The organism is Agrobacterium sp. RC10-4-1, from assembly GCF_014138475.1.
GTDB lineage: Bacteria > Pseudomonadota > Alphaproteobacteria > Rhizobiales > Rhizobiaceae > Agrobacterium > Agrobacterium pusense.
The window spans coordinates 430,829-452,625 of sequence record NZ_JACJIT010000002.1; the positions used below are offsets into that span (position 1 = coordinate 430,829).

Sequence of the window (21,797 nt, forward strand, 5' to 3'; positions counted from 1 at the left end):
ATATGTTTGCGACAAAAAAACGGATCGGGCGATCTGACGTGGTTGAACAACGCCGAATTTTGGAAAGTGTTGCTTCTTGGCCGTCCTATTTGGCCGAAGCGATCCATTTCCGCCAGTTTTTCTCGCTTCCGGCAAAGACGTTGATGTCGGTCGGGCCATTTACGCCGGGTACGACGCCTGTTGCGGTGTATTGCCAGAAGGCCCATTGCCGGTCTTCATAGATCTTGGTCGGATGCGCGGCGACGGACCGCACCCAGAAATGATAGTCCTTGAACTGGCCGACGAGATTGTCGCGGTGGAAATCAACCGAGGTATAGATAATCGGACGTTTGCCGTAATGGGCTTCGATGCGGTCGAGGAAGCGCTGCATTTCGGCGCGTACGATGCCGGGGGCCGGGCGCGTCTTGCAGGTGGGGGAGGCAGGGTTCCACTCCACGTCGAGAACCGGTGGCAAAGTAACGGCGTCCTTCGGCACGTTGCGAATGAACCAGTCGGCCTGCGCGTCTGCCGTCGAGCAGAAATAATAGAAGTGGTAAGGCGCATGCAGAATATTCGCGGCTGCGGCGCTGCGCCAATGGTCGCCGAATTTCGGATCGATTCGATCCGACCCCTCCGTTGCCTTGATGAAGACGAATGACACGCCCGACTTGCGCACGGTCTGCCAGTCGACATCGCCATTCCATTTGGACACGTCGATGCCGTGCACCTCATGGCGGTGCGGGTTGTTGACGCCGAAATCCTGCGGGTCGGTATCGGAAAATTTTGGCTTGGATACGGACGCGGTTTCGAGCAGATCGTAACTCGTGGAGGTGCAGCCGCCGATCAATAGCAAAGCCGACAATAGTGCCGATAAACGCAGCCGCATTGGAACCCTGATGAAAATATTGCCCCTATACGGCCGCCAAAACGGCGCGCCGTATCTCCCGATTTACGCATAACATGGTAAACAAACTGATATGGCAAGTGGCAACGTGCTTTTTGCACCCGACAGTCGCTGGATTTGAAGCGATTTGCGCATTCATCGCCGAATAAGGCGCTGCAGGAGCCTTGACGGTGACGCCCCTCGGCGCTGCGCGGGGTCCGTTCTACCTTCTGCAATCAGGCCTCGGCCAGGATGCGGTGGATTTTCGGTTGCTGCGCTTCAGTGACCGGAAGGGTAATGACAGCCCGCCAGGCGTAACCACGGGCGATTTCCTCAAATTCGAGGTTGCCATCAAAACGGCCTGCCATATTGGCCAGAACATAGCGAAGATTCGCGCGGGGCGTAACATGGAAGCGCGTGAGCCAGCCGTGCAGGAGCGTGCGGAACCACTTCGGCAGCTGCTCCTGCTGGCCGAAATCGACAATATGCAGCGCGCCACCGGGTTTCAGCGCCTTGAGCGCCTGTTCCACTGCCTTTTCCCAGTCCGGTATCATCGACAGCGCATACGGAATCATGACCCGGTCGAACCCGTCGGGCTGACCGAACTCGGAGGGGCGGAAAGCGGTGGCGTCGGCCACGCGCAAAATCGGGCGTTCCGCCCTGCCGGCGAAATTCTCGGCTGCGGTCAGCAGCATTTCGGCGGAGATGTCGAGGCCGAATAGTTTGGCGTCAGGAAACCTGCGGCCGGCCAGCAGCAGGTTGCGACCGGTGCCGCAGCCGACTTCCAGGAGCGTGCCGCCCTTTGGTACGTTCAGGCCGGAAATGGTCCGGTCGCGGCCAAGAAGGTAATATTTGCGGGTGATATCGTAGATATGCCGCTGGTGGCGATACATGCGGTCCATCAGGCTCGCATGTGCACTATCTGCAAGACTTACATTCTCACCGACGGTTTTCATGCCATAGCCCTCTGGTAAATATGGAAACCGCCATAAATGGCCGAGCGGTCCAAGGCGTTGAGCTCGCTGGAGCGCTCTTCCAGATAGACCCACTGATTACGGATATCGGGGGAAAGCCGGCCTTCGATCACGCTCTTTTCGGCTGCGGTGCGGAAGATGACGCGAGCGCCCGATGCGGCGGTGCGGCTGATCTGCGACCACAATTCGTTGAGCTGCACATCCGTCATCCAGTCCTGCGCGTCCAGGAGGATATAGCGGTCGACGGCGCTTGCCGGCTTTTTGGAGAGAAGCTCGGTGTAGGTGGCGTGATGCACGGCGACGCGCGCCGTATTGTTGCGGATTGTCTCGTAATATTCCGACTTGAGATAGGCGGGCAAAGAGCCTTCATGCGGCTCCGGATAACGGCGTGCAAAGGCCTGCCAGGCAAAATAATTGTCGCTCAGCGGAAAGTTGCAGGCGAGTTTTTCCAGCCGCTGCTTCAGAACCGAGGCAACCGTGCCGTCATCGGAAAGGCTTGCCAGTTCGTCATATTGGCGGGGCGGTATGCCGAGACCGAAGAGGGAGCTTTTGCGTTTCGTCAACCAGCGGACCACCTTCTTGTCGAAGAGCGGCGCGACCTTGCTGTTGAAAAACTGGCGCTGTTCTTCGAGCGTCCGGGCCCTGGCCATTTCGGTGAGCTTCACACCGTGCAGCCTGGCCATGAGATGGCCTGCGCCGATGAAGCGTCCGAGCAGGCCGGTGTGATAGATGTTCCTGTCAAACACCGAAATGCGACGACGGCCGGAAAGCGTGCGCTTCGACCAGTAAGCCTTGGTCGTGGCATCGAGATGTTCGGCGATGAAGCGATCGTAACCGTGGCTGTTGCTGCGCATATTGGCGCGGCCGAAGTGACGCACCACGTCCTGATGGGCGGGCAGATGGCGGAAGGCGGCGAGCTTCAGCTTGTTCAGCGCAATGTGATGCGGATTGAGGTCAACCACGTCGATGCTGGCCGGGTTGCGCGAGAGATAGGCCAGCATGTTGCAGCCGCCGGAACCGATGGTGACGATACGGTGACCTTCGCCCAGCTCCATCGCCTCCATGTCGATCTCGGGATCTTCCCAGATTTGCGGATAGACGAGGCCGGAGAAGAGAACGCCGAAGAACCGTTCGGAGAGGCCGCTTTTCGAGAGAGCCTTGTGCTGGAGCAATGCGGACTTCAGTTTCGTGTTCTTGCTGAAGCCGGTCTTGGGTGCCGCACTCGTCATTTGTTCACCTCTCAGTCGATTGAGAGGCGTCTACAGCCGTGACGCTACAGTTTGATGACAGGGGCTGTGGGCGAAGGTGGGGAATGATGGAGACGCTGGAAAACCAGACGGGGCCGGCACTGCGGGACACAAAGAACCGCCCCAGCCACAGATGGGGAGGCAACTCGCGCCGCTACGGATACGTCGCCTCGGGCTCGTCCCGAGGATCTGCACGTCCTGATATTTGCGGGGTTTTCAAATCCTTGGGACAAAACCAGGGATGGCGAAAGGAAAATGCTCGACGTTCAAGGAAGGCAAACGGCTGCGCCGCGCTCAGAGCGACGCCAGAGGCGATCACTTGCGCAGAACGTGCAGCATGCCCTTGCGTTTTGCATCGTAATAATAACCGCGCGCGTAAAGCCTGACGGCGTTGTCGCGGTCGTTGCCCGCTACCACCCATGCGCCGCGTAAATATTTGACGGCGTATTTGAGATTGGTTTCGGCGTCGAACAGGCCCGAGGCGGGGCCATCGAAGCCCATGGAGCGTGCCGTAGCGTGCCTGATCTGCATCAGGCCGAAGTTACCGCTGTTATAGGCGCCGGGATTATACCGGCTTTCGCGCTGCACCACGCGATGAACCAGATCTTCCGGTACATCATACATGCTGGCGTATTTGGAAATCAGCCCGCTCAATTTTTCGCGTCCGGCAGGTGGCGTATTAAGCGGCGCGGTCATCGCTTCATTCTGCCGGATGGCGGCAAGGGCGGCGTTGGTCGGCCCGGCGGCATAGGCGAGAACGGTGCTGTCCGGCTTGGGCAGCGGAATGACTTTGCGTTCGGCCGTCAGTTCGGTGCCGATGGAGGGTGAGCCGGGCGGCGGCGGTGCCGGCGGGAAGCTGCCCTTGACGGCAACCACCTGCGGCAGATCGGCCGCGGCATTATGGGAGGCAGGTTTGGCCGCCGCAGCCGCCGTTTCGATGGCTGCCGCCGCGGGAGCGGCGCTTGCCGGTGCGAGTGCTGCGGCCGCGGTGGGTGCAGATGCCGCCACGGCGGCTTGGGCGACCTCGGTCTGCTGCGGCTGCATCTGGGCAGTGATCGCAGCGGCGGCAGCTATTTCGGAAGCCGGCGGCAGCGCCACGCGTCCGCCCTTGACGGCGACGGCTGTGGGAAGTGCTGCTGCCTGAGAAGAGACTGCGGTTTCGGCGGTCTGAACCGATGCAGCTGTCGGAGTTGCTGCTGCGGCCTCGGTCGCTACCGGCTGCGCGGATGTCGACGCAGGAGTGGTCGCGGGGTCGACCGTTGCGATTTTAGGGCCGTTTGGCCCATCCTTCGCGGTATATTCGACGCTGGTGCATGCGCTCAATGCCAGTGCCAGACCCACGGTGGAAGACAGAAGAAGTGTCCTTCTTCCGCGGAATTTGCCCGAATTTCGCATGTTGCCGCCTTCGTTATGCCTGTCTTTCGATACCCCCGCGTCGAGCGAAGCAGGCAGTGTCCCGTCGAGCTTCATTAACCTATTGTAAGGAAAGCGGCAAGCCGGGAGGCGACTTGCAGTGTTTCAGGCCGCGATGCGTCTGTATCCGGCGCTGACCGCACGGCCGGAAATGAAGTGCGTGCGGTACTTCTGGCGGATTTTCTTGTCGCCAGACATGCGCCGCACCAGTGCCAGAGTCGATTCGGGAAACAGCCCCTGCACGATGAGAATGGCCAGAGCCAGAAGCAGGACTGCGGCCTGCGCCACGGCAAACGTCTCTACCGCATTGCCGGTGGTGGAAATGAATTGCGGCAACAGCGCCAGGAAGAAGGTGAAATAGCGCGGTCTCAGGGCGGCGGTTGCATAACAATCGCGGAACGTTCCGCTCCCGGACTTGCCAGCCAGATTGTCATTATCGGCATTGGCCGCCTGGGCGGCGGGAGTGGCGAAAGTCCACAGGAAAAACAGCATCAGCCAACCGAGTCCGGCCCATTGCACGATTTCCACGAAAGACTGCGGCATATAGGCAAAGCCGGCCACAGGAATGGCTGAAATCGTCATGGCGGTTACGATACCGAGAGCGCCGCCGCTGACGGAAGCCAAAAGCGTCTTTTTGCCGCGGATGGCGGCATAAGAGGCGACAGAAAATACAAGGGGAGAGGGGAGTGCGAACACCGCGGCACATGCTGCGCAAAAAATCAGCCAGGCCTGTCCAGACATTCTCTTCCTCCTTGCCCTCCCTGTCGCCGTCTTATTTTAGCCTACCGTAAAATCAGGCCGCTGTGAACGGCTGACCGACATGTTCCATCACTTCGGTAAACCATTTGGCAGAGAGGTCGAAATGCTTTCCGCCCTTGATACGCGGAAATTCGATGGTCCGCAATTTGCCATTCTGGTCTTCGTCGTGGCCGGTGACACCGGAGACCTTGTTGAGTGCGCTTTCCACGGCGAGATCGACCATGCCCTGGATGAGGCGCAGATCGTCGCCATTGGCGGGGGCAGAGCGGGCGAAATAGCCTGATTTCTGCACCATGGAGCGTTCTGCGCCGATGAGGCTGGCAAACTGCTTCTGGAACCAGCCGCCGACATTGATCGTGTCGATCTTCACATGGCCGAAGGCATCGCGCTTTACCGCTTCGCCGGAAGCCTCGCGTTCAGCGACGATGGAATCGAGGCCGGCACCTTCGGAGACGAACAGCGTGACGTAGCCGTGTCTGTCCATGATTTCCTTCAGGCGCTCGGCTTCCGCTTCGATGTCGAAGGCCATTTCCGGCAGGTAGATGCCGTCGATGTTCTTCATCTGCGTGTTCATCATCAGGCCTTCGACATATTCGTTGCCGTTGGTCTTCTGGATATAGGCACGGGCGGTAGCCGCCGTCAGCCAGCCGCAATGGCGGCCCATGACTTCGTGGATAACGAAGGTTTTGGGGGCTGCGCTCTGCTCGTTGCTGACATTGTCGAAGAAGGACGCGCCGACTTCGGCGGCCGTCCAGGCGCCAAGCGACTGCTTGATCGGAACCACGTCATTGTCCACCGTCTTCGGCAGACCGACGACGGTGAGGTCGTAGCCGTTGGCGCCGAGATAGGCGGCGAGGTCCGCTGCGGTCGTATTGGTGTCGTCACCGCCGATGGTATGAAGAATGGTGACGCCGTCAGCCGCCAGCCGCTCGGCAGCGACACGAAGCGGATTATCGCCTTCCTTGACGAGGCCGCGCTTGGCGCAATCGGCGGCGTTGGTAAGCTTGACGCGGCTGTTGCCGATCGGCGAGCCGCCGTAACGATGCAGCAGATGCGCCTTTTCCCGCATGTCTTTGCTGATTTCGATGCGATCACCCAGAAGCACGCCCTGATAACCGGAGCGGTAAGCGATGATGTCGATCTCAGGCGCTATATCGCTGTATCGTTCGATCAGGCCGCCCACGGCCGAAGAGAGACAGGGCGCAAGGCCACCCGCGGTCAGCATTGCGACTTTCTGTTTGGCCATCATGGCTCTCCTTTTGCGTATACTCAAACACATGTCTGGACATGTCTGGCAAATGGATGCGACAGCCGCGTGTAGGTGTAAAGTGAATTTATCAAGAAAAACGCCGATTTCTCGCGCTTTTTCAGCGGCTTGACCTGACCGGGCAAATATAATCGTTTCAATAGGCCCATTGCGGACACGGGCCCAGTGCCCTGTGGAAAACCCGGAGTTCCGTTCACCCCGCTATCTTGTTCCTGAAGCAAAACTGTCGCAAAGATGAATAAAAGTTAATGCCGCTTACCCGCTGTGGATATTGCATTCGCGGCAATATCCCGTCATGCTTGCGGTCATGATGTTCGATTTCGCCTGTTTGCAAATTTCATCCCTGTGGGAACGGCTGCTCGGCGCAATCGGCGACGCGGCAGGCAACGCGCTTGGTCGCGTGGTGGAAGCCATCCGCACCCTGTTCGAAGGTGATCCGGAAACGCGCCGCAAGGTCTCTTTTTCCGTGGCCATCATCGCGCTTTCCGCCAAGATGGCGAAGGCCGACGGCATCGTCAACGATGCCGAGGTACGGGCCTTCAGGCAGATTTTCGATTTTCCGGAAGAAGAAGCCAAAAACGTTGCCCGTCTTTATAACCTCGCACGTCAGGACGTTGCGGGTTACGAAGCCTATGCGGAGCGGCTGGCCGGTCTTTGCGGTTCCGGTCACGATAATTGCGAGATGCTGGAAAGCGTCATCGACGGCCTTTTTCATATCGCCAAGGCGGATGGCCTGATCCACGAGCGTGAGCTTGCCTTCCTCGGCCGTATCGCGGAAATCTTCCATATCACCGAAGATCATTTCGAAACGATCATGGCGCGGCATGTGCATATGGATGGGCGCGATCCCTACCGCGTGCTCGGTGTTTCGCCGTCCGACGACTTCCTGGATATCCGCAAGCGTTACCGTTCGCTGGTGGCGGAGCATCATCCCGACAAGCTCATCGCCCGTGGCGTTCCCATGGAATTGCATGCGGCTGCGAATGAGCGTATGGCGGCTCTCAACGCCGCCTATGCGGCCATCGAGAAAGAACGCCGCGTCGCATGAGTGAATGTCTGCCGGATTTTACCCCGGATTTCGGGGGCGCAACTGTTGCGCCTTCGCCTAATCACGGCGAGAGGATCGGCGTGCCCGGTCCCGATATCATTCTTCTTCATTATACCGGCATGACGACAGCCGATGGTGCTCTGTCGTGGCTCTGCAATCCCGAAAGCCAGGTGTCGAGCCACTACTTTGTTTTCGAAGACGGGCGCATCATCCAGCTTGTGCCGGAAACCCGCCGTGCATGGCACGCCGGAAAAAGCTCCTGGGCCGGGGACGAGGATATCAACTCCCGCTCCATCGGCATCGAAATCGCCAATCAGGGTCATCCCGGCGGGCTGCCGGAATTCCCCATGGAGCAGGTGGAAGCCGTCATCGAATTATGTCGCGATTGCGGCCAGCGGTGGCATATCGCCCCTGAAAGGGTGCTTGCCCACTCGGACGTGGCGCCGATCCGCAAGGTCGATCCGGGCGAAAAATTCCCGTGGGACATCCTGTCGCAGCACGGTGTCGGCCATTGGGTTGAACCCGCGCCAATCCGCGGCGGGCGTTTTTTCCAGCGCGGCGACCATGGCCAGCCCGTCGAAGCGCTGCAGTCTATGCTGTCCATCTATGGTTACGGCGTTGAAATAACGGGCAATTATTGTGAAAAAACCGAGGGCGCCGTGGCGGCGTTCCAGAGGCATTTCCGGCCCGCACTGGTGGATGGCATTGCGGATTTTTCCACCATTGACACCCTGCACCGGCTGATTGCCCGCCTGCCGAAATTTTCGGTCGCCTGAACGCAGATTCTGGAAAACGAATCCCGGTTTGCCGCGCTCCGCAAGTCGCTTTTTTGGGGTTGCCACAGTTAATCCGCATTGAGGAAGTTTAAGAACAGCACTGTATGCGGTGACGTTCTTCAGGGGAACCTGCCGTCAATATCAATCAAGGAGACCGGACAGCGGAGAGTCGCGATCGACTTTCCGGGCGTTGACTAATTGTGCCGATTCATTGTTCCGGTCCTCCGATCTGGAGACTTTTTCTACATATGAACAGGGTTGTTGTTGCTGTCGTAGTGGGTATTGCTGTACTCGCTTCGCAGGCGGGGATTGCTTTTGCCAAAGACGAAGACGTGAAGACCAAAACCGTGACGCTGGAGAATTTCTTCCGCAAGCCCGGTTATCCCATGCCAGAAAAGAGCCTGCCTTCTTCGCTCAGGAACGATTATTCCGATCTGATCGTCAAATATGCCAAGCGTTACGGCGTTCCCACCAATCTGGCGCATGCCGTGGTTTCGGTTGAAAGCAAGTTCAACCCCAAGGCTCGTGGTAGCGCAGGCGAGGTCGGGCTGATGCAGATCAAGCCGGCGACGGCGCGGATGATGGGCTATCGCGGCACGACCAAGGCACTCTACGATCCCGAGACCAATATTCGCTGGGGAATGCAATATCTGGCGACGGCGCATCAGCTGGGCGGCGGTCAGGTTTGCAGCACGATCCTGCGGTACAATGCCGGCCATGGCGCTACCCGCATGAACCCGGTCTCCAAGCGTTATTGCGGCAAGGTGCAGGCGCTGCTGGCCGGCTGAGGCCTCCATCGTCTGAGAAATTGCGAAAAGCGATTCCGCTTCCACCCGGCATGCTGTAGTCAGAAGCAAAGCTGATACGGAGCATGACATGCCGGATTTCAAATATATCGTCGTCGGGGCCGGGATGATGGGAGCGGCTGCGGCGCGGCATCTCTCAGTGCAAACGGATGACGTGGCGCTGATCGGCCCGGGTGAACCCGCCGATCGCAAGACCCATAAAGGCGTGTTCTCAAGCCATTACGACGAGGCGCGCATCACTCGCGGGTTTGACGGTGATCCCGTCTGGGCGGAACTGGCGCAACGTTCCATCCACCGTTATGCCGAGATCGAGGCTAAGAGCGGCATCCGCTTTTTCACCGAAGCGGGCTGCCTGTTCACCGGCAACGGCAAGGGTCTTGCCGGTGATTATGTCTCGCGCGCCCTTTCCTCGGCCGACCGTCTAGGCCTTGGCATAGAGACGCTGCGCCATGATGTGCTTGCCGACCGGTTTTCGATGTTCTCCCTGCCAGCCGATCACGGCGGTTATTTCGAGGCGCGGAATGCCGGTCACGTCAATCCACGCGCCCTGGTGAAAGCGCAGTGCGCCATTGCGGAAGCGCAGGGCGCACGGTTGCTGCGCGAGACGGTGGCGCATATTCGCGATACCTCCCGTGGCGTTGAGGTTTCGACCCGCGAAGGGGCCATCCACACCGCCGAAAAGGTCATCGTAGCCGCCGGCGGTTTTACCAACATGGCAGAACTTCTTCCATCGCCGGTCGATATGGCGGCAACGGGCCGAACCATCGTGTTTTTCGAACTGGATGAGGCAAGGCAGGCCCTGTTTGGAGCGATGCCATCCACCATCGTCCTCGCGGAGACCGAGGACGACATCGTCTACATCCTGCCGCCGGTGCGTTATCCCGACGGCAAGGTCTATCTGAAGATCGGCGGCGAGAGCGAGAAGGGCAGGCTAGAAACGCTGGCTGAAGCGGTTGGCTGGTTCCATTCGGACGGCACGCCTGAGGAGGTGGAGTTTTTGAAGAAGCGGGCGCTATCACTGATGCCGGAGCTTGCCGGCTGCCCCGTGACCTCCGGCTCTTGTGTCGCCTCCATCACCCGCAGCGGCTATCCCTACATCGGCTATACGCAATCTTCCAACATCGCGGTTCTGACCGGCGGCAATTTCGTTTCCGCCAAATCTTCGGACGAAATCGGACGGCTGGGAGCCGTGCTGCTTTTGAACGGTCAGCTGGCAGAGGATGAGTTCGCCGCCGAAATGGCCCCGGTTTTCGTCTGACATTTTCGGGCGAAGCGGCTAAAAGGTTTCGACGGAAGTGAGCGGGTAAAGAGGGGCGGCATGTCGGGACATTTCAAATATATCGTCGTGGGCCGCGGCATGATGGGCGCCGCCGCCGCCCGCCATCTGGCCGAAACAGTGGATGGCGTCGCGCTGATCGGTCCCGGTGAGCCTGCAGATATAAAATCGCATCAAGGCGTCTTCGCCAGCCATTATGACGAGGCGCGGATTACCCGCACCATCGATGGCGATGCCGACTGGGCGTTGCTCGCTAACCGTTCCATTGCACGTTATGGCGATATTGCCACACGCAGCGGTGTCGAGTTTTACGCGCCGGTCGGCTGCCTGATGGTTGGACCTGAGCGGGGCGGCGCCAATCCCTTTGTCGATGATGTTCTGAAGGCGGCGGCTCGGCTCGGGGTTTCCACGGAACTCCTGGATGACCAGAGCCTGAAAAGCCGCTTTCCCTATTTCTCCTTCGAACAGAGCTGCGAAGGCGTCTTCGAGAGAAATAATGCCGGTTACGTCAATCCCCGCGCGCTGGTGAAAGCACAGACCATACTGGCGGAAAAGGCGGGTGTTACGCTGATCGACGATATCGTTGTTTCCACGCGGGAAGAAAGTGGCCGGGCATCGGTTCATACGGCATCAGGTGCGGTTTACACCGCAGACCGGGTGTTGGTGGCGGCTGGCGGCTTCTCGATTACCAAAGATCTGTTGCCCCAGCCGGTAGCGCTGGATGTCTATGCACGCACCATTGCTTTCTTTGAGATAGATGAGGGTGATCTGGATCAATATGCCGGCATGCCGTCGCTGATCTACGAGCCGCGCGACACGACAAAACATATCTATCTTCTGCCGCCGGTCCGCTATCCCGATGGCAAATTCTACCTGAAGATTGGCGGCGATCCCGATGACAAGCGGCTCGGCAGTGATCCGGAAATCCGGGAATGGTTCCGCTCCGGCGGCCGTGAAAGCGTGCGGGATCATCTCGCTGACATCGTCGGAACGCTGGTGCCTGCCATCGATCTCTCGCGTGTCTCGATGGCCGCCTGTGTCGTCTCCAAAACCGGCAGCGGTTATCCCGCCATTGGTTTCACAGCCTCGCCGCGCATCGCCGTTCTGACCGGTGGTAACGGCACGGCGGCCAAGAGCTCCGATGAGATCGGACGGCTTGGCGCGTTGCTGCTACGAGACGGAGAAATCGCCGACGGTGCTTTCTCGACGGATTTCAAACCCGCGTTTCTTTAATCTTGGCCGTCGCTTTTCGGTGGCTTTCGCTGCGGAACATGGTTATGCAGCCCATGCCAGTTGGCCGGGCAGCCGCGCTTTACCAATGTCGAAAGACGGTAAGGTGAGGAAAGTCCGGGCTCCACGGAAATACGGTGCCGGATAACGTCCGGCGGGGGCGACCCCAGGGAAAGTGCCACAGAGAGCAAACCGCCATGCATCCGCATGGTAAGGGTGAAAGGGTGGGGTAAGAGCCCACCGCGCTTCTGGTAACAGCGGCGGCAAGGTAAACCCCACCGGGAGCAAGACCGAATAGGGATGACACGGGGCGGGCGAAAGCCCGTTCACAGCCGGTTTCCGGGCCCGTCATCCGGGTGGGTTGCGCGAGGCGGCATGCAAATGCCGTCCCAGATGAATGGCTGCCACGTTCCGGGTCAAACCGGGGCCATACAGAACCCGGCTTACAGGCCAACTGGCGAATTTCCTCTTCGGCTTCGAGGGTGGAAATTTTGGCGGGATGAAGACATCCTGTTGTTTCATAAAAGAAAATATATTTTTCCATGATGCATTTTTGCGTCGTGAAGGCGGGTTGCTGCGCGCAAAGTAAACCATTCGTTAAACTTAACGGCTTATGAATTTCCGATGCGAAGGCGGTATCGTGCCGGCTTCATCCCATTGACGCCCATAGTGTCCCATGGTATCCCAAATGCACACCACATTGGGTCGTGTTTTTGACCCGCAATCGCTGAAACGAGTGAGGAGCCTGCAAGGGGCTGCTGCAGGGCATGTCGCCCTGGCGCTTGGCGATGTGTCGTGCGTACCGGTGTCGGCTGCGGGGCGGATGAATCGCTTTGCGGCATGCGGTTTTGGCGAGTTGAGTAATGGACCGCTTTTTATCGAACGTGACGAACAGGATCGACGCCAAGGGGCGCGTTTCGGTTCCGTCTCCGTTTCGTTCGGTGCTGGCCAAGCGCGGCGTTCAGGAGCTTTACTGTCTCCAGGATTTTGCGTTTCCGGCAATCAGTGTCGGCGGTCCGGATCTGCTGGAGCGCTACGAGCGGCAGATTGCGTCCATGGATGCCTTCTCGCCGGAAGCGAACGCAATGTCGCTGCTGGTTCACGGCGGCGGTGTTTTCATGAAGCTCGACCAGGAAGGTCGATTGATGGTGACGGATTTTGTGCGGGAATTCACCGGCATCTCTACCGAGGTCACCTTCGTCGGACGAGCGGATCATTTTCAGCTTTGGCAACCGGATGCGTTTTTGGCGGCGCAGGCGGAAGCAAGAGCGGGGCGCGGTTTTTCGGCTGCTCGCCCCGCCTAGGACGGGGACACTCAATGGCGGCGAATTCTGGCGGACGATCTTCTGATGCCGATGGCGGACCTCAGCGCCATATCCCCGTGCTGCTTCGTGAAGTCATCAGCGCGCTTGAACCCGCCCCCGGCAAAATTATTCTGGATGGCACTTTCGGCGCCGGCGGCTATACCCAGGCCATTCTCGATCACGGCGCAAATGTCATCGCACTAGACCGCGATCCAACGGCGATCTCCGGCGGTCAGGCAATGGTCGCAGCCAATGGCGGCCGGCTTTCGCTCATCCAATCGCAATTTTCCGATCTCGCGAAACATGCGCCCGAGGGCGGCCTTGATGGCGTCGTTCTCGATATCGGCGTATCCTCCATGCAGATCGACGAGGCCGAGCGCGGTTTTTCCTTCCAGAAGAACGGCCCGCTCGACATGCGCATGTCCGCTTCCGGCGTTTCGGCAGCCGATGTCGTCAACCGCGCCAAGGTTGGTGATCTCATCCGCATCTTCGGTTTTCTCGGGGAAGAAAAGCAGCCGGGTCGCATTGCCCGCGCCATTGAGAAGAAGAGGGCGGAAGAGCCTTTCCGCACCACGCGCGATCTGGCGGGCCTGATCGAGATCGTCACGCCACGGAAAGCCAAGGACAAGATTCATCCGGCAACGCGGGTCTTCCAGGCGCTGCGTGTTTTCGTCAATGATGAGCTGGGTGAGCTGGCGCAGGCATTGTTTGCCGCCGAGCAGGTTCTGAAGCCCGGAGGTCGGCTGGTCGTCGTCACCTTCCATTCGCTGGAAGACCGTATCGTCAAGAAATTCTTCTCCGACCGTTCGGGCAAGGCAGCCGGTTCCCGGCATCTGCCGATGGTGGAGGACAAGCCCTCCATTTTCGAGAATATCGGCAAGCCGATGATTGCTGCCAGCGACGAGGAGGCGGAGCTCAATCCGCGGGCCCGTTCGGCCAAGCTCCGCGCGGGCCTGCGCACCACGGCACCGGCGCGCGCTGCGGATTTCTCGATATTCGAGCTTCCCGATCTCGCCAGCCTTGAAAAGATGGGAGGCTGATATGCTGCGCACTTTCGATGTCATCTTGATGGGGGTCATGGTCGCTGCGGCGGTCGTGACCTATTCGATCAAGCACAAGGCCGATCTCAAGCTTGAGGAGGTCCGCAAGCTGGAGGCGGAAATCAAGCTTGAGAAAGATACGATCGATCTCCTGCGCGCTGACTGGGCGCTGCTGACGCAGCCGAACCGTCTGCACCGTCTCGTCAATGCCTATCAAACGGAACTCGGTCTTTCGCCGACACTGCCGACGCAACTGGCGCAGCCGCGCGAGCTGCCGATGCTGCGTTCGCAATTGCCGCAGCCTCCCGAGCCTGAAGGCATGAGCGTCGAGGATGTCATCGCCGCTGCCGTCAATGGCTCCAAACCCGGCGCGACGCTGGGTGGCGCTTCCAAGCCAAAATCACCGCCGGCAGGCCAGATTGCCGTCAACGGCGTGCCGGTGCCTACGCCGCGTGCCCGTGTTTCTCGCCCGGCACCGGCACCCGTGCCCGTTGCCTCCGCCACCGCCGGTGATGAAACCGACATGGACGACACGATAACAGGATCGGTGAACCGCTGATGTCTTTTCTCTCCCGCGCCATGGTTTTGAAGAGCAAGGCTCACTTTTCCGCCAGCACGACCGGCATCCACACCGATCATGCGGCGTTTGAAGGCGCGCGCAAGAAGCGCGCGGCGCAGGCGAAAAGCCGCGTCGGCCTTCTCATTTTCGGTTTCGTCGCCTTTTACGCCGTCGTCGGCGGCCGTCTGGTGCAATATGGCATGGCAGAGCAGGAGACGGTGTCGAGCATCGCGCCGGCCGACAGGCTGATGGCGTCGCGCCCTGATCTTCTCGACCGTAACGGCGAGGTGCTGGCCACCGATATCCGCACCGTCTCGCTGTTTGCCGAGCCCCATCGTATCGTCGATATTGACGAGGCCATCGAAAAGCTGCGCACCGTCCTGCCGGATCTCGACCAGCGCACGACCTATCAGAAGCTCTCCTCCAATTCGCGGTTCCAGTGGCTGCGCCGCCAGTTGACGCCAAAGCAGCAGAGCCAGATTCTCGCGCTCGGCATTCCCGGCATCGGCTTCCGTCCGGAAAAACGCCGCTTCTATCCCGGCGGGCCGACCGCAGCGCATGTCGTCGGTCACGTTAATATCGACAACCGCGGTGTTGCCGGCATGGAGCGTTACGTCGACAGCCAGGGTCTTGCCGATCTCACGGCGCTCGGCATGACGAGCGATCAGCCGCTCGAGCCTGTGAAGCTTTCCATCGACCTGCGCGTGCAGTCCATCGTGCGCGAAGTCGTGACTTCGGCCATCACCAAGTTCCAGGCGATCGGCGCCGGTGCCGTGGTTCTGGATGTGCATACCGGCGAAGTGCTGGCCATGGCCTCGGTGCCGGATTATGATCCGAACAACCCGGCCGAAGGCGCGAAAGAAGGCTGGCTCAACCGCATGTCGAACGGCACGTTCGAAATGGGCTCCACCTTCAAATCCTTCACCATTGCCATGGGTCTTGATTCGGGCCGCGTCCGCCTCGGTGATATGTTCGACGCGCGTTACCCGATCCGCATCGGCGGCTTCACCATCAAGGACTTCCACGGCAAGGGCCGCATGCTCTCGGTGCCGGAAATCTTCCAGTTTTCGTCCAATATCGGTACGGCCAAGATTGCCGATACCGTTGGCACCGAAGGGCACAAGGAATTCCTGACGCGGCTTGGTCTTCTCACCCGCATGCAGACCGAACTGCCTGAAGTAGCGCTGCCTTCGCAGCCGCGTGAGTGGAAGAAGATCAACTCCATCACCATCTCCTTCGGCCATGGCGTTTCAACCACACCGCTGCAGACGGCGGTTGCCGGTGCGGCACTCGTCAATGGCGGCAAACTCATCGAGCCGACCTTCCTGCCGCGCACCCGTGAACAGGCGGATCAGGTGGCAAAGCAGGTGCTGAAACCCGGCGCCAGCAAGGATATGCGCTTCCTCTTCGAATGGAACGGCGTCAACGGTTCAGGCCGAAATGCGCGCGTCGATGGCTTCAACGTCGGCGGCAAGACCGGCACGGCCGATAAGGTCGTCAACGGCCGTTATGTGCACGACAAGAACTTCAACGCCTTCCTGTCGGCTTTCCCGATGGATGATCCGCAATATGTGGTGCTGTCCTTCATCGACGAACCGAAGACCGACAAGGGCAATGGCGCGGCACTCGCCGGCACGTCCGCAGCACCCATGGTGCACGATATCATCAGCCGCACGGCGGCGGTGCTGGGTGTGAAGCCGAAGTTCGGCAAGGATGGCTCGGCCTTGCTCGTGTCTTATTGATTGTTAGCTTATGATGTTCCGGCGATTCGTGCCGGGGGGACAAGACGGAAACAGTCGATGAATTTGCGAGATATATCCGGAAATGCGTTTCCGGAATTGAAAGAATTGCTCCTGTCTGAGATCGGGGCGATCGAAATCGGGGGGATCACCGCAGACAGCCGCAAGGCTGCGCCGGGCAGCCTGTTCGTTGCGGTTTCTGGCACCAAGGCTGATGGTGCGACCTATGTAAAGGATGCGGTTGCCAAGGGTGCCGTTGCCGTTGTTTCCGGGCACGCGGTGGAAGCCGAAGTGCCGGTTCTGGTCGTGACCGACCCACGCCTTTATCTCTCCCTTGCCGCCTCCCGCTTTTACGGAAAACAACCGGAAACCATGGTCGCCGTCACTGGCACCGCGGGAAAGACCTCGGTTGCCTCCTTCGTGCGGCAGATCTGGGCTTTCGCCGGCCATGCCGCAGCCCAGATCGGCACAACCGGTGTCATCGCTCCCGGCCGGGAGGATTATGGCGCGCTGACGACGCCCGATCCGGTGACGCTGCATGCGCTTCTGGCCGAGCTTGCGAGCGAGGGCGTCACCCACGCGGCGATGGAAGCTTCCAGCCACGGTCTCGACCAGCGCCGCCTCGATGGCGTGCGCCTTTCTGCCGCCGGCTTTACCAATCTTGGCCGCGACCATATGGATTACCATCCGACCGTCGAGGATTACATGGCCGCGAAGATGCGGCTTTTCGGTACGCTGATGGAAAAAGGCGCTCCCGCCGTGATCTTCGCCGACGATCCTTGGTCGGACAAGGCGGTTCATGCGGCGCGCGAAGCGGGTCTCGATGTCCGCACCGTCGGACGGAACGGGCAATATCTCGCTTTGAAGCGCGTTGAGCATTTCCGCCACAAGCAGATGATCGAAGTGCATCATGACGGCGTCATCCACGAAGTCGATATCCCGCTCGCGGGTGATTTCCAGGTGGCCAATGCGCTTGTTGCCGCCGGTCTTGCCATGTCGACGGGTGTTCCCGCCGCAACGGCGCTCAAGGCGCTCGAAAAGCTTGTCGGCGCTGCCGGCCGTCTCGAATTAGTGGGACAAACGAAAAACGGCGCGCTTGCCTATGTGGATTACGCCCACAAGCCCGATGCGCTGGAAAACGTGCTGACCTCGGTCCGGCCCTTCACCTCCGGCCGCATCATCACCGTTTTCGGCTGCGGCGGCGACCGCGACAAGGGCAAACGCCCGATCATGGGCGAGGTCGCGACCCGTCTTTCCGACATCGTCATCGTCACGGACGACAATCCGCGCTCGGAAGACGCGGCGACGATCCGCTCCGAGGTGATGGCGGCGGCGCCCGACGCTCTGGAAATTGGCGACAGGTCCGAGGCGATCCGCCATGCGGTATCGATGCTGTCGCATGGCGATACGCTGATCGTCGCGGGCAAAGGGCATGAAGAAGGGCAGATCGTTGGCTCCGTGACACTGCCTTTTTCCGATCATGAACAGGTGCGCACTGCACTGGCAGCGCTGGAAGGATCGAAAATTTGAGCTGGTTATGGACAGTCGCCGATATGATCGCCATCACCGCAGGACGCCCGGTGGGCAACCTGCCGACAGGAATCACCGGCATTTCCATCGACAGCCGGACGGTGAAGCCGGGTGAAGCTTTCTTCGCCATCAAGGGTGATCGTGTCGACGGTCACGACTATACGAGTTTCGCGGTTGCCAACGGGGCAGGACTTCTGGTCGTTGCTGAAGCCAAGCTGCCAGCGCTCGGCCGCCTGACGGTGCCGATGATCGTGGTCGAAGATGTTCTTGCAGCCCTTGGCAAGCTTGCCATCGCGGCGCGTCAAAGAACATCGGCGCGCATCATCGCGGTGACGGGCTCGGTCGGCAAGACGACGACGAAGGAAATGCTGCGGCAGGCGCTCGCGCCATCGGGCCGGGTGCATGCGGCGGTGGCTTCCTTCAACAACCATTGGGGTGTGCCGCTGACGCTTGCCCGCATGCCCGCCGATACTGAATTCGGCGTGTTCGAAATCGGCATGAACCATTCCGGCGAAATCCGGCCTTTGGTGAAGATGGTCCGCCCACATGTGGCGATCATCACCACCATCGCGCCTGCCCATCTCGGCAACTTCAACAACATCGAAGAGATCGCCGCCGCCAAGGCGGAGATTTTCGAGGGCGTGGAGCAGGGCGGTTCCGTCATCCTCAATCGTGACAATGCCCAGTTCGAGCAGCTTGAAGAGGCCGCGCAGGAGCAGGGCATCGAACACATCCTGACCTTCGGTCAGCATGCCAAGGCGGATTTCCGCCTCGCGGATTTCGAGAGCACGACGACTGGCTCGACGATCTGGGCGATCCTGAACGGCGAAACCAGCGAGCTGCATCTCAACATTCCGGGCCGGCACATTGCGGACAATGCGATGGCGGTGCTTGGCGCAGTGGCGATCACGGGCGCCAATCTCGACCGTGCTTTCGAAGCGCTGGGATCGCTTGAGGCGGTGAAGGGGCGTGGCCAGCGCCACCATCTGCAGATCAACGGCGGCTCCTTCCTTCTGATCGATGAAAGCTACAACGCCAATCCTGCCTCCATGCGGGCGTCGATCGCGGTGCTGGCGGAAACGCCGACGCAGGGCCATGGCCGTCGCGTTGCCGTCCTCGGCGACATGCTGGAGATGGGCGAATTTTCGGCACAACTGCATGAGGAATTGGCCGGGCCATTGCTTGCGGCGGGTATCGAACATGTGTGGCTGGCAGGCGAGGCGATGGCCGCTTTGCGGGACGCGCTGCCTGACAGCGTCACCGTCATCTGGTTCCCGACGACGGCGGAACTCACCGATTTCGCCCTGCAATGGGTGCAACCGGGAGACGCGCTGATGGTAAAATCGTCACTTGGGCTTGGTTTCGGCAAGATTGTCGCCGCCCTGCTTGACAAGTATCCGGCATTCCCCGAGACGGAACGCCAAGTCTGAAATAGCCTTTTGAAAGGGCAATTATGCTGATCTGGCTCGTCGAACTGTCGGATAAAATTCAAATCTTCAACCTGTTCCGGTACATCACCTTCCGGGCGGGGGCGGCGATGTTCACCTCTGCGTTGATCGTCTTCCTGTTTGGACCGGCCATCATCAATTCGCTGCGCGTGCGCCAGGGCAAAGGCCAGCCGATTCGCGCCGATGGGCCGCAGACGCATTTCAAGAAAGCCGGCACCCCGACCATGGGCGGCTTGATGATCCTCGCCGGCATTCTCGGCGGTTCGCTTCTGTGGGGCGACCTGTCGAATGTCTATGTCGTCGCCGTTCTAATGGTGACGCTTGGTTTCGGAGCCATCGGCTTCTACGACGATTATCTGAAAGTGACGAAACAGAGCGACAAGGGTTTTTCCGGCAAGGCTCGTCTCGGCATCGAATTCCTGATCGCGGCGATTGCCGTGTTCTTCATGATGAAGATGGCGCTTGCCTCGGCACCGCATGGCGGCACGCTCGGCAGCTCCATCGCTTTTCCCTTCTTCAAGGAATTTGTGATCAATCTCGGTTATTTCTTCGTGCTGTTCGGTGCTTTCGTCATCGTCGGCGCGGGGAATGCGGTGAACCTGACCGACGGTCTCGACGGGCTCGCCATCGTGCCGGTCATGATCGCGGCCGCCACTTTCGGTGTGATCGCCTATCTCGCCGGTAACGCCGTTTTTGCCAATTACCTGCAGATCAATTTCGTGCCCGGCACGGGTGAACTCGCCGTTATTGTCGGCGCCGTCATCGGTGCCGGCCTCGGTTTTCTGTGGTTTAATGCGCCGCCCGCCGCCATCTTCATGGGCGATACGGGTTCGCTCGCGCTGGGTGGCCTGATCGGCTCCATCGCAGTCGCCACCAAGCACGAGATCGTCATGGTCATCGTCGGCGGTCTCTTCGTCATGGAAACCCTGTCGGTCATCATCCAGGTCTTCTGGTTCAAGCGCACCGGCAGGCGCGTCTTCCTGATGGCGCCGATCCATCACCATTTCGAGAAAAAGGGCTGGACGGAAAGCCAGGTGGTCATCCGTTTCTGGATCATTTCCGTTGGCCTCGCGCTGCTTGGCCTCGCTACCCTGAAGCTGAGGTGAGCGATGATCCCGGTCACGTCGTTCAAGGGTAAGAAAGTCGTTCTTTTCGGGCTCGGCGGTTCGGGTCTTGTCACGGCCCGGGCGCTGGTCGCCGGCGGTGCCGACGTCGTGGCTTTCGATGATAATCCCGACAGTGTCGCAAAGGCCGAGGCCGAGGGCATCAAGACGGCGGATCTTCGGACGATTGACTGGTCGAGTTTCTCCTCCTTCGTGCTGGCACCGGGCGTGCCGCTGACGCATCCGAAGCCGCACTGGTCCGTCGATCTGGCGAAAGCCTCCGGCGTCGAGATCATCGGCGATATCGAGCTCTTTGTCCGAGAACGTCGTGCCCACGCGCCGGATTGCCCCTTCATTGCGATTACCGGGACCAACGGCAAGTCGACCACCACGGCGCTGATCGCACATATTCTGAAATCGGCTGGTCGCGATACGCAGCTTGGCGGCAATATCGGTACGGCGGTACTGAGCCTCGATCCGCCTAAGGCGCAGCGCTTCTACGTTGTTGAGTGCTCGTCCTACCAGATTGACCTGGCACCCACGATCAATCCGACTGCCGGCATTCTTCTCAACCTCACTCCCGATCATCTCGACCGGCATGGCACGATGCAGCACTATGCCGACGTCAAGGAACGGCTTGTTGCCGGCAGCGGCACGGCGATTGTCGGTGTCGACGACAGCTACTCGACGCTGATTGCCGATCGCGTTGAGCGTGCCGGCGTCAGGGTTGAGCGCATTTCCAAGCGCAATGTCGTTTCCGAAGGTCTTTATGCCGAGGGCAGCCGCATCCTGCGGGCGCATGGGGGAACTTCGTCGCTACTTGTCGATCTCGATGGTATCCAGACGCTTCGCGGCAGCCACAATGCGCAAAATGCGGCGGCGGCAATTGCGGCCTGCCTTGCAGTCGGTGTTTCCGAGGATGAAGTTCGTGCAGGTCTCAAATCCTTCCCTGGCCTCAAGCATCGCATGCAGCCGGTTGGCCGACGCGGCAATGTCACCTTCGTCAATGACAGCAAGGCCACCAATGCCGATGCGGCGGCACCTGCGCTTTCGAGCTTTGACCGCATTTACTGGATTGCCGGCGGTCTGCCGAAGGCCGGCGGGATTGCCAGCCTTTCACCGCTTTTCCCGCGCATTGCAAAAGCCTATCTGATCGGCGAGGCGGCGGCGGAATTTGCAGCGACGCTCGGTGAAGCGGTGCCCTACGAAATATCCGGCACCCTGGACAAGGCCGTGCAGCATGCGGCGGCGGATGCGGAAAAAGACGCGACGCCCGGCAATATCGTGATGTTGTCCCCGGCTTGCGCAAGTTTCGATCAATATAAGAACTTTGAAGTCAGAGGTGATTCGTTTGTCGCGCAGGTCGCGGCGCTCGATGGCATGACGATGCTCGTTCACTCTGGAAAAGGGGGCTGA

General features: G+C 59.9%; 19 protein-coding genes and 1 other RNA gene. 14 read left to right on the forward strand and 6 right to left on the reverse strand.

Annotation, left to right across the window (positions count from 1 at the left end; translation table 11 throughout):
• Positions 1-85 precede the first annotated feature (85 nt).
• The 6 genes from FHW77_RS06390 to FHW77_RS06415 form a co-directional block, all read right to left on the reverse strand.
• Complete coding sequence (locus FHW77_RS06390) at positions 86-865, reverse strand: glycoside hydrolase family 25 protein (protein ID WP_004442823.1); 780 nt, start codon at positions 863-865, stop codon at positions 86-88.
• A gap of 233 nt (positions 866-1,098) precedes the next feature.
• On the reverse strand, positions 1,099-1,818 hold the full coding sequence (locus tag FHW77_RS06395) for a class I SAM-dependent methyltransferase (RefSeq protein ID WP_004442821.1): 720 nt from the start codon (positions 1,816-1,818) through the stop codon (positions 1,099-1,101).
• Complete coding sequence (locus tag FHW77_RS06400) at positions 1,815-3,065, reverse strand: BtaA family protein (protein WP_004442818.1); 1,251 nt, start codon at positions 3,063-3,065, stop codon at positions 1,815-1,817. Before FHW77_RS06400 ends, FHW77_RS06395 begins: the two co-directional genes overlap by 4 nt.
• 333 nt (positions 3,066-3,398) lie before the next feature.
• Positions 3,399-4,478 carry a lytic transglycosylase domain-containing protein gene (locus FHW77_RS06405; RefSeq protein WP_004442817.1) on the reverse strand — a complete coding sequence of 360 codons (1,080 nt, stop codon included), beginning with the start codon at positions 4,476-4,478 and terminating at the stop codon, positions 3,399-3,401.
• 123 nt (positions 4,479-4,601) lie between these two features.
• The gene (locus tag FHW77_RS06410; RefSeq protein WP_004442814.1) at positions 4,602-5,237 is read right to left on the reverse strand and encodes a LysE family transporter; all 636 of its coding nucleotides are present in this window, start codon (positions 5,235-5,237) and stop codon (positions 4,602-4,604) included.
• A 52-nt stretch (positions 5,238-5,289) separates the two neighbouring features.
• Positions 5,290-6,501 (reverse strand): pyrophosphate--fructose-6-phosphate 1-phosphotransferase, encoded by a 1,212-nt coding sequence (locus FHW77_RS06415; RefSeq protein ID WP_004442813.1) that lies wholly within the window; start codon positions 6,499-6,501, stop codon positions 5,290-5,292.
• Positions 6,502-6,829: 328 nt separating this feature from the next.
• Between FHW77_RS06415 and FHW77_RS06420 the strand changes: the two genes are divergently transcribed.
• The 14 genes from FHW77_RS06420 to murD all read left to right on the forward strand — a co-directional run bounded on the left by FHW77_RS06420 (position 6,830) and on the right by murD (position 21,797).
• A complete protein-coding gene (locus tag FHW77_RS06420) occupies positions 6,830-7,570 on the forward strand; it encodes a J domain-containing protein (RefSeq protein WP_034498855.1) in 741 nt (246 codons plus the stop codon).
• Positions 7,567-8,346: an N-acetylmuramoyl-L-alanine amidase gene (locus FHW77_RS06425; protein WP_004442811.1), complete on the forward strand. Its 780-nt coding sequence runs from the start codon at positions 7,567-7,569 to the stop codon at positions 8,344-8,346. Before FHW77_RS06420 ends, FHW77_RS06425 begins: the two co-directional genes overlap by 4 nt.
• A gap of 248 nt (positions 8,347-8,594) precedes the next feature.
• Positions 8,595-9,134 (forward strand): lytic transglycosylase domain-containing protein, encoded by a 540-nt coding sequence (locus FHW77_RS06430; RefSeq protein WP_004442810.1) that lies wholly within the window; start codon positions 8,595-8,597, stop codon positions 9,132-9,134.
• 88 nt (positions 9,135-9,222) lie between these two features.
• On the forward strand, positions 9,223-10,410 hold the full coding sequence (locus FHW77_RS06435) for an FAD-dependent oxidoreductase (RefSeq protein WP_004442809.1): 1,188 nt from the start codon (positions 9,223-9,225) through the stop codon (positions 10,408-10,410).
• A 60-nt stretch (positions 10,411-10,470) separates the two neighbouring features.
• Positions 10,471-11,661, forward strand: coding sequence for an NAD(P)/FAD-dependent oxidoreductase (locus FHW77_RS06440; protein ID WP_044459622.1), 1,191 nt, complete (start codon positions 10,471-10,473; stop codon positions 11,659-11,661).
• A 56-nt stretch (positions 11,662-11,717) separates the two neighbouring features.
• Positions 11,718-12,120: RNase P RNA component class A (rnpB, locus tag FHW77_RS06445), an RNA gene on the forward strand.
• Positions 12,121-12,521: 401 nt separating this feature from the next.
• A complete protein-coding gene (gene mraZ / locus FHW77_RS06450; RefSeq protein WP_004442807.1) occupies positions 12,522-12,962 on the forward strand; it encodes a division/cell wall cluster transcriptional repressor MraZ in 441 nt (146 codons plus the stop codon).
• A gap of 14 nt (positions 12,963-12,976) precedes the next feature.
• Positions 12,977-14,002, forward strand: coding sequence for a 16S rRNA (cytosine(1402)-N(4))-methyltransferase RsmH (gene rsmH, locus FHW77_RS06455; RefSeq protein ID WP_044459621.1), 1,026 nt, complete (start codon positions 12,977-12,979; stop codon positions 14,000-14,002).
• Between the two features lies 1 nt (position 14,003).
• Entirely contained in the window at positions 14,004-14,561 is a 558-nt protein-coding gene (gene ftsL / locus FHW77_RS06460) for a cell division protein FtsL (RefSeq protein ID WP_004442805.1), read from the forward strand.
• Entirely contained in the window at positions 14,561-16,303 is a 1,743-nt protein-coding gene (locus FHW77_RS06465) for a peptidoglycan D,D-transpeptidase FtsI family protein (RefSeq protein WP_004442804.1), read from the forward strand. Before ftsL ends, FHW77_RS06465 begins: the two co-directional genes overlap by 1 nt.
• A 57-nt stretch (positions 16,304-16,360) precedes the next feature.
• Positions 16,361-17,830, forward strand: a complete 1,470-nt coding sequence (locus tag FHW77_RS06470) for a UDP-N-acetylmuramoyl-L-alanyl-D-glutamate--2,6-diaminopimelate ligase (RefSeq protein ID WP_182590362.1) — start codon at positions 16,361-16,363, stop codon at positions 17,828-17,830.
• Positions 17,827-19,260 (forward strand): UDP-N-acetylmuramoylalanyl-D-glutamyl-2,6-diaminopimelate--D-alanyl-D-alanine ligase, encoded by a 1,434-nt coding sequence (locus FHW77_RS06475; RefSeq protein WP_004442800.1) that lies wholly within the window; start codon positions 17,827-17,829, stop codon positions 19,258-19,260. The genes FHW77_RS06470 and FHW77_RS06475 overlap by 4 nt, the downstream gene beginning before the upstream one ends.
• Positions 19,261-19,283: 23 nt before the next feature.
• Entirely contained in the window at positions 19,284-20,384 is a 1,101-nt protein-coding gene (gene mraY, locus FHW77_RS06480) for a phospho-N-acetylmuramoyl-pentapeptide-transferase (protein ID WP_003522196.1), read from the forward strand.
• Positions 20,385-20,387: 3 nt separating this feature from the next.
• Entirely contained in the window at positions 20,388-21,797 is a 1,410-nt protein-coding gene (gene murD / locus FHW77_RS06485; RefSeq protein ID WP_004442796.1) for a UDP-N-acetylmuramoyl-L-alanine--D-glutamate ligase, read from the forward strand.

Excerpts from the sequence above, each read along its gene's own strand:
- mraZ (WP_004442807.1), top strand. The coding sequence starts at position 12,522 with ATGGACCGCTTTTTATCGAACGTGACGAACAGGATCGACGCCAAGGGG.
- FHW77_RS06425 (WP_004442811.1), top strand. The coding sequence starts at position 7,567 with ATGAGTGAATGTCTGCCGGATTTTACCCCGGATTTCGGGGGCGCAACT.
- FHW77_RS06470 (WP_182590362.1), top strand. The coding sequence starts at position 16,361 with ATGAATTTGCGAGATATATCCGGAAATGCGTTTCCGGAATTGAAAGAA.
- FHW77_RS06440 (WP_044459622.1), top strand. The coding sequence starts at position 10,471 with ATGTCGGGACATTTCAAATATATCGTCGTGGGCCGCGGCATGATGGGC.
- FHW77_RS06415 (WP_004442813.1), bottom strand. The coding sequence starts at position 6,501 with ATGGCCAAACAGAAAGTCGCAATGCTGACCGCGGGTGGCCTTGCGCCC.
- rsmH (WP_044459621.1), top strand. The coding sequence starts at position 12,977 with ATGGCGGCGAATTCTGGCGGACGATCTTCTGATGCCGATGGCGGACCT.
- FHW77_RS06390 (WP_004442823.1), bottom strand. The coding sequence starts at position 865 with ATGCGGCTGCGTTTATCGGCACTATTGTCGGCTTTGCTATTGATCGGC.
- murD (WP_004442796.1), top strand. The coding sequence starts at position 20,388 with ATGATCCCGGTCACGTCGTTCAAGGGTAAGAAAGTCGTTCTTTTCGGG.
- mraY (WP_003522196.1), top strand. The coding sequence starts at position 19,284 with ATGCTGATCTGGCTCGTCGAACTGTCGGATAAAATTCAAATCTTCAAC.
- FHW77_RS06395 (WP_004442821.1), bottom strand. The coding sequence starts at position 1,818 with ATGAAAACCGTCGGTGAGAATGTAAGTCTTGCAGATAGTGCACATGCG.
- ftsL (WP_004442805.1), top strand. The coding sequence starts at position 14,004 with ATGCTGCGCACTTTCGATGTCATCTTGATGGGGGTCATGGTCGCTGCG.
- FHW77_RS06465 (WP_004442804.1), top strand. The coding sequence starts at position 14,561 with ATGTCTTTTCTCTCCCGCGCCATGGTTTTGAAGAGCAAGGCTCACTTT.
- FHW77_RS06400 (WP_004442818.1), bottom strand. The coding sequence starts at position 3,065 with ATGACGAGTGCGGCACCCAAGACCGGCTTCAGCAAGAACACGAAACTG.
- FHW77_RS06420 (WP_034498855.1), top strand. The coding sequence starts at position 6,830 with ATGATGTTCGATTTCGCCTGTTTGCAAATTTCATCCCTGTGGGAACGG.
- FHW77_RS06405 (WP_004442817.1), bottom strand. The coding sequence starts at position 4,478 with ATGCGAAATTCGGGCAAATTCCGCGGAAGAAGGACACTTCTTCTGTCT.
- FHW77_RS06410 (WP_004442814.1), bottom strand. The coding sequence starts at position 5,237 with ATGTCTGGACAGGCCTGGCTGATTTTTTGCGCAGCATGTGCCGCGGTG.
- FHW77_RS06430 (WP_004442810.1), top strand. The coding sequence starts at position 8,595 with ATGAACAGGGTTGTTGTTGCTGTCGTAGTGGGTATTGCTGTACTCGCT.
- FHW77_RS06435 (WP_004442809.1), top strand. The coding sequence starts at position 9,223 with ATGCCGGATTTCAAATATATCGTCGTCGGGGCCGGGATGATGGGAGCG.